This is a genomic window from Oceanisphaera arctica, from assembly GCF_002936955.1.
Lineage (GTDB): Bacteria > Pseudomonadota > Gammaproteobacteria > Enterobacterales > Aeromonadaceae > Oceanimonas > Oceanimonas arctica.
In genome coordinates, this window is sequence record NZ_MPZM01000065.1 from 1 (window position 1) to 10,596 (window position 10,596).

The 10,596-nt window shown below is 57.8% G+C and carries 13 protein-coding genes and 1 tRNA gene; all 14 read right to left on the reverse strand.

Annotated elements, in window-relative coordinates; translation table 11 throughout:
• Positions 1 to 15 precede the first annotated feature (15 nt).
• Positions 16 to 91 (reverse strand) — tRNA-Lys (locus tag UN63_RS15795).
• Between the two features lie 145 nt (positions 92 to 236).
• A complete protein-coding gene (gene ybgF, locus UN63_RS15800) occupies positions 237 to 1,001 on the reverse strand; it encodes a tol-pal system protein YbgF (RefSeq protein WP_104488390.1) in 765 nt (254 codons plus the stop codon).
• 16 nt (positions 1,002 to 1,017) lie between these two features.
• A complete protein-coding gene (gene pal, locus UN63_RS15805) occupies positions 1,018 to 1,539 on the reverse strand; it encodes a peptidoglycan-associated lipoprotein Pal (protein ID WP_104488393.1) in 522 nt (173 codons plus the stop codon).
• A gap of 26 nt (positions 1,540 to 1,565) precedes the next feature.
• Positions 1,566 to 2,864, reverse strand: a complete 1,299-nt coding sequence (gene tolB / locus UN63_RS15810) for a Tol-Pal system beta propeller repeat protein TolB (RefSeq protein ID WP_104488395.1) — start codon at positions 2,862 to 2,864, stop codon at positions 1,566 to 1,568.
• 3 nt (positions 2,865 to 2,867) lie between these two features.
• Entirely contained in the window at positions 2,868 to 4,061 is a 1,194-nt protein-coding gene (tolA, locus tag UN63_RS15815; protein WP_104488397.1) for a cell envelope integrity protein TolA, read from the reverse strand.
• A 7-nt stretch (positions 4,062 to 4,068) separates the two neighbouring features.
• Positions 4,069 to 4,494 (reverse strand): protein TolR, encoded by a 426-nt coding sequence (gene tolR, locus UN63_RS15820; RefSeq protein WP_104488399.1) that lies wholly within the window; start codon positions 4,492 to 4,494, stop codon positions 4,069 to 4,071.
• Positions 4,494 to 5,174, reverse strand: coding sequence for a protein TolQ (gene tolQ / locus UN63_RS15825; RefSeq protein ID WP_104488402.1), 681 nt, complete (start codon positions 5,172 to 5,174; stop codon positions 4,494 to 4,496). Before tolQ ends, tolR begins: the two co-directional genes overlap by 1 nt.
• Positions 5,164 to 5,577, reverse strand: a complete 414-nt coding sequence (gene ybgC / locus UN63_RS15830; protein ID WP_104488405.1) for a tol-pal system-associated acyl-CoA thioesterase — start codon at positions 5,575 to 5,577, stop codon at positions 5,164 to 5,166. Before ybgC ends, tolQ begins: the two co-directional genes overlap by 11 nt.
• Before the next feature lie 170 nt (positions 5,578 to 5,747).
• Positions 5,748 to 6,767 (reverse strand): Holliday junction branch migration DNA helicase RuvB, encoded by a 1,020-nt coding sequence (gene ruvB / locus UN63_RS15835; RefSeq protein WP_104488407.1) that lies wholly within the window; start codon positions 6,765 to 6,767, stop codon positions 5,748 to 5,750.
• Between the two features lie 3 nt (positions 6,768 to 6,770).
• Entirely contained in the window at positions 6,771 to 7,379 is a 609-nt protein-coding gene (ruvA, locus tag UN63_RS15840) for a Holliday junction branch migration protein RuvA (protein ID WP_104488409.1), read from the reverse strand.
• A 350-nt stretch (positions 7,380 to 7,729) separates the two neighbouring features.
• Positions 7,730 to 8,251 carry a crossover junction endodeoxyribonuclease RuvC gene (ruvC, locus tag UN63_RS15845; RefSeq protein ID WP_104488412.1) on the reverse strand — a complete coding sequence of 174 codons (522 nt, stop codon included), beginning with the start codon at positions 8,249 to 8,251 and terminating at the stop codon, positions 7,730 to 7,732.
• A gap of 368 nt (positions 8,252 to 8,619) precedes the next feature.
• Positions 8,620 to 9,360, reverse strand: coding sequence for a YebC/PmpR family DNA-binding transcriptional regulator (locus tag UN63_RS15850; protein WP_104488414.1), 741 nt, complete (start codon positions 9,358 to 9,360; stop codon positions 8,620 to 8,622).
• Positions 9,347 to 9,832 (reverse strand): dihydroneopterin triphosphate diphosphatase, encoded by a 486-nt coding sequence (gene nudB / locus UN63_RS15855; RefSeq protein WP_104488416.1) that lies wholly within the window; start codon positions 9,830 to 9,832, stop codon positions 9,347 to 9,349. The genes UN63_RS15850 and nudB overlap by 14 nt, the downstream gene beginning before the upstream one ends.
• A 3-nt stretch (positions 9,833 to 9,835) precedes the next feature.
• On the reverse strand, positions 9,836 to 10,596 hold a 761-nt coding region (locus tag UN63_RS15860; RefSeq protein WP_342352439.1), incomplete at its 5' end, for an amino acid--tRNA ligase-related protein.

The following is a 10,596-nucleotide window of genomic DNA, read 5'->3' on the forward strand; positions in this document are numbered from 1 at the left end:
ACTTTCCACTAAATCTGGTGGGTCGTGCGGGATTCGAACCTGCGACCAATTGATTAAAAGTCAACTGCTCTACCAACTGAGCTAACGACCCGCTCGGCGGGGTTGCTAAAGCACCCTGCCAACGGCGGCCTATAATACGGATTTAATTTTATGGCGCAACAGCTAAATCATCATTTTATTCTGCTTGATTAAGGATCAAGCGACTCTCTCAAAAAATCGCCAGGTCGGGCCTCGACTCAGAGGCCGTTGAGGTTTTCCTGAGCCAGCCGCGCCGCGCCGGTATTGCCATACTCTTTCAAGACCTGATCGAAGTACTGCCTTGCCTGCCCCTTGTCACCCTGCTCTTTGGCAATCATACCCAGCTTGAGCAACGAGTCCGCACGCTTGTTGGAGCTCTGATAGGCTTCCACCACACGGGCAAACTGGGCCTTGGCCTGGTCAAATCGCTTCTGGGTGAACAGCAGTTGCCCCAGCCAGTAATGAGCATTGGGTACATAAGTGGATTGCGGGTACTGGGTGATAAAGCGGGCAAAGGCGGGAATGGCAGCGTCGTAGTCTTTGTCCTGCAACACCAGATTGACGGCATTATCATAGGCCGCCTGCTCATCGCCGCTGGCCGGTGTGGCTGACGCCTTGCCTTGCCGGGGCTGGGCGGTCTCTTTCTCGCCGCCAGACTGAGCCGCCGCCGAGGCCGCCTTCTGGGGCTTCTCTGCCGCGTCCTGCTGAGCCATCAGCAGGGCACGCTGGCGTTCTATCACCTGCTCCAGACGATAGCTCTGCTCTTCCAGCAAGCCGCGCAGTTCACTCACTTCCTGCTGCATGGCATTGAACTGCCGCTGCTGATCGATTTGGGCCTGGCTTCTGGCGCTGAAGGCCCTTTCCAGCTCAGCCAGGCGATCATTGACGGTACCGCTGCTACCCACATTCATCACCGGTGCCTGAGCCCAGCTTGATGTGGATAAAACAGCGGCCATCGAAATGGCCGCTAATTTACATGTCATAACGTCGGATTAAACCTTAGTAAACCAGAACCGCACGGCGGTTCTGGGAAAGGGCAGACTCGGTATGTGAAGTATCAGCCGGCTTTTCTTCACCGTAGCTGACGATAGCCAGCTGTGCACCGCTCACACCCAGACTCTGCAGATAGCTGGTCACGGCCTTGGCACGACGCTCACCCAGAGCAATGTTGTACTCGGGAGTACCGCGCTCATCCGCATGACCTTCAACCAGGATGCTGACAGACGGGTTGGAACGCAGGAAGTTGGCATGCGCTTCCAGTACCTGGGCGTAATGGCCAGTCACTTCGTCCTGATCGAATTCGAAGAAAATCACATTTTCGCGACGCAGCGCTTCATACTGCTGACGCATCTGCTCTTCGGCCGACAGGGCACCGCCCGCGCCGCCAGTCTGAGCGCCACCGTTCTGATAGCTGCCGTCGGTACCGGTCATTGCATCAGAGTCGGTGGTAGAGCTACATGCAGCCAGGGTCAACATCGGAAGAGCAACGGCCAGACTCTGAAGCAGTTTTTTCATTTGCATTGTATTTCCTTAGAAATTACGTTGGATCAATTGAGATATGGTGACCATGCCGGTGCACGAACATCACCATTTCGTGCGGGCAGCCTGGCCTTAAAACGACCATCCATAGACACCAGAGACAGCACCTGGCGCCCCTGATAGGTGGTACTATAGATGATCATAGTGCCGTTAGGTGCAGGGCTTGGCGATTCATCCAGCTGGGTTTCTGTTAACACCTGCAGTTGACCTCCATCCAGCTCCTGACGAGCAATTCGGTATTGTCCCTGTGAACGGCTGACCAGCACCATGCTGTTGCCGTCATTGGTCACACGGGGACCTAAATTAGTATCACCCTGAAAGGTGACGCGACGCGTGTCACCAGAACTCAGGTCAGCCCGATACACCTGGGGACGACCGCCCCGCTCGGACACAAAATAAATGGCCTTGCCGTCTGCCGCCCAGCTCGGTTCGGTATCAATGGCGCGATTATTGGTCACCCGGCTCAGCTGCCTACTGGACAGGTTGAGCACATAAACTTCCGGCTGACCGTCACGCGACAGTACCAGCGCCAGTTTGCTGCCATCCGGTGACCACTGGGGCGCACCGTTAATGCCTTGCTGAGAACTCACCACCTGGCGCTGCTGACTATAAATATCCTGCACCACAATTTCGGCTTTCTTGTTCTCGAACGATACATAAGCCAGCTTGCGTCCGTCCGGCGACCAGGCCGGCGACATCAGCGGTTCGCGCGAACGTAACAGCACCTGCTCATTGAAGCCATCATAATCGGCAATCATCAGCTGGAACGGAAACTGCGCCTTGTGTTGCACGTTCACGTAGGCGATGCGGGTCAGGAAGGCCCCCTTGATGCCGGTCAGTTTTTCAAAGGCAATATCGGCGATACGGTGAGCATACTGGCGCAACTGAGCCGCCGGCACGGTGGCACTGCGGCTTTCCAGCAGCTTGGCACCACTCTTGTCCAGCACATCGGCCAGTTCAAAGCTGATGCGATACTGGTCGCCACCGGCCGGTTCAATAGAGCCAACCAGCACCGCCTCGACCTGATGCGGAGTCCACAGGCTCGCATTCAGCTCGGAGGCCGCAGCCACCTGCTGTGGCAACCGATTGCGATCCAGCGGCCGAAACATGCCACTGTTGCGAAAGTCGTTACCGATCACCTCGGCCAAGTCCTGGGGGACAGCACCGCCACCGGTCCATTTAAAGGGCACCACCGCCACCGGGCGGGCACTGTCGATGCCACCGGTAATCACGATATCCAATGCCGCCTGTGCGCGCGTCGTCAGTAACAGCAGCGGCAGCCATAACCATATCCATCGTTTCGTCATCGTTTACTCCGGAATCAGTTCAATATTGATGTCCTGAAAGCGCTTGATCAGGACGGGATCCTTAGGCATCGGAAGGGTACCGGTTTTACGAATGGCAATAGCCGCAGATTGACAGACTGCCCGATCACCACTGCCTTCTCCGATCTTGAGTATCAAGCCATCGGACGCCACTCGAATATTAATAACACACTTCTTGCCCGTCATTGTCGAGCTGACCAGCCAGTTCCTTTTAATGGCCGCGGTGATCAGTGCAACCTGACGATCAAAGTCACCCTTCGAGGCCGCGGGCGGAGAACTGGCTCCCCCCGTTTCCGATCCCATCAGAGCCTCCAGGTCCTTCAGCGCCTGCTCGGCTTCGGCCTTGTTCCTGGCTTCCGCTGCCTTGGCGTCGGCCTGCTTCTTCGCTTCCGCTGCCTTGGCGTCGGCCTGCTTCTTCGCTTCTGCCGCCTTGGCCTCGGCCTGTTTCTTGGCTTCTGCCGCCTTGGCCTCGGCCTGCTTCTTCGCTTCTGCCGCCTTGGCCTCGGCCTGCTTCTTGGCTTCCGCCGCCTTGGCCTCGGCCTGTTTCTTGGCTTCTGCCGCCTTGGCCTCGGCCTGCTTCTTCGCTTCTTCCGCCTTGGCGTCGGCCTGCTTCTTCGCTTCTGCCGCCTTGGCATCGGCCTGCTTCTTGGCCTCGGCTTCAGCCTGCTTCTTCGCGGCTAACGCCTTGGCTTCTGCGGCTTTGGCCTCGGCCTGTTTCTGTGCTTCTGCCGCCTTTGCTTCGGCCTGTTTCTTCGCTTCCGCCGCTTTCTGGGCCTCTTGGGCCTTGCGTTGTTGCTCTACTACCTGCTGCCGTTCATTTTCGGCCTTGGTTTGCTGAGCGGCTAATGCTTTTTGTTGCTCGGCCAGGCGCTCGGCTTCTTTGGCCGCCTGCTGTTGCTCGGCCAGACGCTCGGCATCTTCCGCCGCTTTCTGCACCGCATCGGTGCTGGCCTGCTCCGCCGCTCTCGCTCGTTCCTGCTTCGCCTGCATCTCGGCCAGACGCTCGGCCTGAGCCGCCACCATGCCATCATCAATCATGGTCGCTTCGATGATGGACACCGCCTGAGCTGGCCGTTTGGGCGCACTAAAATCGATTCCGACCAGCAACACCACACCAATCAGCAGATGTAACGCCAGCGAAATCAATAACGATTTGCGAATACCGCCTTGCTCCGTCATGAGTCCGCTACTGCTCCGGTTGAGTCATCAGGCCAACGGTCGGCACTCCGGCCGCCTTCAGCGTGGCCATCAACTGGATCACGGCGTCATAACGCACGTTGGCATCACCTTTCACCACCACCGGTGCCTTGGGGGTGGTTTTTAGCTGAGTCTGCACCATATCCGCCAACGCCAGTAAGTCCACCGCTTCATCCCGGTTTTCACCGATATCGAGGAAGTAACGCCCCTCGGCATCGATAGACGCCACCAGCGGTTTGTCGCTGTCTTCCGGCATCATTTCTGCCTCGGCCTGAGGCAAGTCCACCTTGACGCCCTGGGTTATCACCGGTGCGGTCGCCATAAAAATAATCAGCAGCACCAGCATCACATCGATATAAGGCACCACGTTGATCTCGGCAACGCGTTTACGACGTCTGCGTTGATAGCCGTGCATCAGTGGCTACCCGCCGCCACCTGGCGGTTGAGAATGGTGGAAAACTCATCCATGAAGTTGGCCAAGTGGTTTTCCTGCCGCTCAACCTGATAGCTGAAACGGTTGTAGGCGATAACCGCCGGAATGGCCGCAAACAGACCCAGCGCCGTGGCGATCAGGGCCTCGGCGATACCGGGCGCCACCATCGACAAGGTAGCCTGCTGTACTTCCGCCAAGGCGATAAAGGCATTCATGATGCCCCATACGGTACCGAACAGACCGATATAGGGGCTGATGGAGCCAATGGTCGCCAGCATCGACAGGTTGGTCTCGAGGCGGTCCACTTCCCGCGACAGCGCCACTCGCATGGTGCGGTAGGTACCTTCGAGCATGCTCTCTTGCGAGCGCCCCTGTTTTTGCAGACGGACGAATTCCTTGAAGCCGGCGTAAAAAATCTGTTCCATGCCGGCCAGGTTGTCACGGCGGGCATTGCTCTCGTGATACAGGCGGCTCAGATCTGAGCCGGACCAGAACTTGTCTTCAAACTGTGTAGAATCATTCTGGGCTGTGGTCAGTATTTTGCGCCGGTTGATGATCATCGCCCAAGACAGAATAGACATGCCCATCAGCAGCAGCATCACCAGTTTTACCAGCAGGCTGGCTTGTAAAAAAAGACCTAAAAACGATATTTCAGCGTGCACCTGACAATACTCCCATCAGTGGCTCAGGAATGGCAAAGGGTTTCATATGAGGAATTTTGACGCAAGCAATCTGCACAATTCCCCGAACCAGCGAAAGGCCGGCATCATCCAGAATTTCCTGCTCAAATACAATAGAGGCACGTTTCAGTAATTTCACCGTCACGGTGACTTTTAATGCATCATTGAATCGCGCGGGCTTGAGAAAATCCAGCTCTGCTCGTCGCACCACAAAGGCCACCCCCTGATCGAGCAGACCATCTTGCTCAATCCCCAGGCTGCGCAACCACTCGGTGCGTGCTCTTTCCATGAATTTCAGATAATTAGCGTTGTAAACAATACCACCGGCATCGGTATCTTCGTAATAGATACGCACCGGCCAGTCAAAAGTTGTATCAGACGTCATGCGCTCAGCCATAGGGGCTAAAAGATGCCATTACTATACCTGAGTCAAATTTAGGAAAGAAGGGAGTGCTTTTAGACCACGACAAGCGATGACAGGGCGGATGCAGGAAAAGATTGGGACTGGGTTAAGGGCTACCCAATCCCTATTCCCTATTCCCTATTCCCTATTCCCTATTCCCCAAGTCTTGATTCCGGCAAGTCGAAGCCGAAGTGCAGGTAGGCTCTGGGGGTGGCGATGCGGCCACGGGGGGTGCGTTGCAGAAAACCCTGCTGAATAAGGTAGGGCTCTATCACATCCTCTATGGTTTCCTTTTCTTCACCGATGGCCGCCGCCAGGTTGTCCAGCCCCACGGGGCCGCCCATGAACTTGTCGAGTACGGCGGTCAGCAGCTTGCGGTCCATGTAGTCGAAGCCCTGCTTGTCCACATCCAGCATGTCCAGTGCCTGCATGGCGATAGTGGCATCGATGTCGCCGCTGCCTTTCACCTCGGCAAAGTCCCGCACCCGGCGCAACAGCCGGTTGGCGATACGCGGTGTCCCCCGGGCCCGGCGCGCCATTTCGAAGGCGCCGTCGTCGTTGATGGTCAGGCCCAGCTTGTCGGCGCTGCGGCTGATGATGTGCGCCAGATCCGCCACCTGATAAAACTCCAGTCGCTGCACTATGCCGAAACGGTCACGCAGCGGCGAGGTCAGGGAGCCTGCACGGGTAGTGGCGCCGACCAGGGTAAAGGGCGGCAACTCCAGCTTGATGGAACGGGCGGAAGGTCCCTCACCAATCATGATATCGAGCTGATAGTCTTCCATCGCCGGATAGAGAATTTCTTCCACTACCGGGCTCAGGCGGTGAATTTCATCGATAAAGAGCACATCTCCCGGCTCCAGATTAGTGAGCATGGCCGCCAGATCGCCGGCCTTTTCCAGCACCGGGCCCGAGGTAGTCTTGATGCTAACCCCCATCTCGTTGGCGACGATATTGGCCAAAGTGGTCTTGCCGAGACCCGGCGGGCCGAAAATCAGCAGGTGATCGAGCGCTTCTTCCCGGCGGCGGGCCGCCTCGATGAAAATTTCCATCTGACTGCGCACATGATCCTGACCGCGATAATCGGCCAGCGCCTTGGGCCGGATGGCCCGGTCGATGACTTCTTCTTCCCGCTGGGGGGCGGGATTGATAAAACGATCCGCTTCTATCATGCCTTACACCATGCTGCGCAGGGCTTCGCGGATCAGCTGTTCCGCATCCAGACCGGGTTTGGCGATTTTCTTGACGATCTGCTCGGCCTGATTTGCCTTGTAGCCCAATGCCTGCAGGGCGGCGATGGCTTCGTCACGTGCATTGTCGGCCACGGTGGCGGCAGAGCCCATGCCTTCGGGAACCGGGTTGAACAAGTCGTAACCGCCAAAGCCCTTGAGCCGATCACGCATTTCCACGATCAGCCGTTCGGCGGTTTTCTTGCCCACACCGGGCAGCTTGACCAAGGCGCCGATTTCGCCCTGCTCGACGTTATAGATGAACTGATCGGCGGTCATGCCAGACAGGATCGCCAGCGCCAGCTTGGGGCCAACGCCGTTGGTTTTGATTAGCTCACGAAACAAGGCGCGTTCGGTTTTGGTATTAAAGCCAAACAGCAGCTGGGCGTCTTCACGTACCACAAAGTGAATCAGCAGGGTGGCGGCCTCCCCAATATTGGGCAGCTCGTAAAAACAGCTCATCGGCAGCGTCACTTCATAACCGACACCGCCGACATCCAGCAGAATTTCCGGCGCCTGTTTTTCGCTGATAATACCTTTTAACCGACCTATCACTGGGGATCCCCGTTCACCAAACTGTGTTGCGCCAAGAATAATAAATAACTGGATGGATATCCAGTCGAACCGTTTTTCGGTGAGCTGTGAGGCACTAAAAGATAACGCCTGTGCCGAAAGGCTCCTCCCCCTTGGCAGCGGAGGGACAGGCATAACAGCGGATTGTCGCCAGGGGGAGGCTGGGAGGGGGTGTCACTTTTGAACTAGGCACAGACACCGCAGAACACGTGAACTCCTGCAGCAACCCCTCCCCAACCCTCCCCTTGCGTTGCACCCCGCTGTTATTCTGGCAATTCAATGGCTAAGGGGAGGGAGCAAAATACCCCCCTCACGCTTCTTCCCTCACGTTTTCAACGCAGCCGGCCACGCACCATGCCTCTGGCCTGGCCGGCCATGCTGACCAGACTCTGCCGAGTGTGACCGTGGCACAGGGCTACCGCCAGGGCATCGGCGGCGTCGGCCTGAGGCGTACCGGGCAGACTCAACAGCTTGACCACCATGTGCTGCACCTGGGTCTTGTCGGCGCCGCCCTGCCCCACCACCGCCTGCTTGATCTGGCGGGCGGAATACTCCGCTACCTCCAGCCCGCCATTGGCGGCGGCAACGATGGCCGCGCCCCGTGCCTGACCCAATTTAAGCGCCGAGTCCGGATTACGGGCCATGAATACCTGCTCGATGGCGAATAAGTCGGGCCGAAATTGCAGGATGATCTCGCTGACGCCGTCGTAGATTTTCTTGAGTCGTGGCGCCAGCTCATCGTCGGTCATACGAATGCAGCCCGAGCCCAGATATTCCATTTTATTGCCGCTCTGGCGCACCACACCGTAGCCGGTGATGCGCGAGCCGGGATCGATACCGAGTATTATTGCCATAGAAAGAAAGCGGTAAGCCTTAAGCTATAAGCCGTAAGCTATCAGCCGTAAGCTGTAAGCTGATCGAGCCGGCTGAAAGTAAATTATTAAAATTAAAGGGTTCTGTCGCCTGCAGACTGGACTCCGGCCTGTAGCTGCCGCTTTAGCCGGCAGGGCCTGCGAAGCTGGCCTTGAATATGCGGCCGTCTGTAACATTGCGCCGACTAAAGTGGCGCCTACAGCCTCACCGCAGATCAGGGTGCAATCTGCCATGGACTCCGGGTCAAGCCCGGAGAGACGACTATCTGCAGGCCCGGTTAAAGCCGTGCCTACAGCCAACACCACTTAAAGCTGACAGCTTACGGCTAACAGCTGCCCGAAGGGCCGGCTTACAGCTTCTCGGCCAGTTCGTCGGAGATCTCGCCGTTGTGGTAGACCTCCTGCACGTCGTCGGCGTCTTCCAGCATGTCGATGAGGCGCATGAACTTGGGTGCCGTGTCTTCGTCGAGCTCGGCGCTGGTCGAGGGGATCATGGTCACTTCGGCGTTTTCGGCCTCAAGGCCGCTGGCATCCAGTGCATCCTTGACGCTACCGAACTCGTCCCACTGGGTATAAACGTCGATAGAGCCATCGTCGTTCACCACCACATCGTCGGCACCGGCTTCGAGCGCGGCTTCCATTACCGTCTCTTCGTCCGCGTCCGAATAGCTGATCACGCCCTTCTTCTCGAACAGATAGGCCACGGAGCCGTCGGTGCCCAGGTTGCCGCCGCTCTTGGAAAAGGCGTGGCGCACGTCAGACACGGTGCGGTTACGGTTGTCGGTCATGCATTCCACCATCACGGCGGTGCCGCCCGGGCCGTAACCCTCGTAGATAATGGTTTCCAGCACCTGACCATCCAGCTCACCGGCGCCGCGCTTCACGGCCCTGTCTATGGTGTCCCGGGTCATGTTGTTGGACAGCGCCTTGTCGATGGCCGCCCGCAAGCGCGGGTTGGTAGCCGGATCGGAGCCGCCCTCGCGAGAGGCTGTGGTCAGCTCACGAATCAGCTTGGTAAAAATTTTGCCGCGTTTGGCATCCTGTGCCGCCTTGCGATGCTTGATATTGGCCCATTTACTATGACCTGCCATCAGTCTCGTCTCCCTTGTTCTTGCATAAACTCTTGTCTTGATTCTTGCGCTGTATCAGCCGGTCAATGGCCAGCTTGTTGGTCCAGGAACTGGCTTGTTCCCGGGCCTCTGCCAACGGCACCCAGCGCTGGGAAAGGTGCTCGGTAAGGCACACTTCCTGCGGGCTCGACAGACACAAGTAAAATTCGTATTCCCAGTTGTGGGTCACCCCCGGGCGGTAACGATGCCGCCAGCGGGGGTAAATTTCAAAACGCACCCGGTGTCCGGTTTCCACCAGCTGCAGCCCGTTATCGAGCCGCAGTCCGGTTTCTTCCTCCAGCTCGCGCACCGCCGCCTGATAGCGGGTTTCGCCCACTTCCAGGCTGCCGGTGACCGACTGCCAGAAGTCCGGGTTGTCCTGACGTTGCAGTAACAGCACCTGATCCTCGGTATGAATGAGGATCAGCACCGATTCCGGGTGCTTGTGTGCCATGTCTTAGCTGTCTGCCTTATCTGAGGCTTGGCCTGCTGTGTTGTCGGCCTTTGCCGCCGGCAATTCGGTGCGAATGGCCAGCTCCACCAGGGAGTCCGGGTTGGCCCGGCTCGGCGCATCGGTCAGCAGACAGGATGCGGTGGTGGTCTTGGGGAAGGCTATTACGTCCCGGATATTGTCGGTGCCGGTCAGCAGCATCACCAGACGGTCGAGACCAAAGGCCAGACCCGCATGCGGCGGCGTGCCGTACTTCAGCGCCTCGAGCAGGAAGCCGAACTTCTCCTGCTGCTCTTCGGCATTGATGCCGAGCAGACGGAACACGGTTTGCTGCATCTCGTTGTTGTGGATACGCACAGAGCCACCGCCCACTTCGTACCCGTTGATCACCATGTCATAGGCGTTAGCCAGCGCGGTCAGCGGTTTTGCTTCCAGCTCGGCGCTGTCCATCTCTTTGGCGGCGGTAAAGGGATGGTGCATGGCATACAGGCGATCGTCTTCTTCCTCGAACATCGGGAAGTCGACCACCCACAGCGGCTTCCAGCTGTTTTCGATCAGATCCAGATCCTTGCCCAGCTTCAGACGCAGCGCGCCCATCGCATCGCTCACTACCTTGGCGGAGTCGGCACCGAAGAAGATGGCATCGCCATCGGCCGCACCGGTACGGGCCAGCAGCTCGGTGACTATTTCTTCGTTCAGGAACTTGGCGACCGGCGACTGCACGCCCTCCAGGCCCTTGGTGACGTCGTTCACCTTCAGCCAGGCCA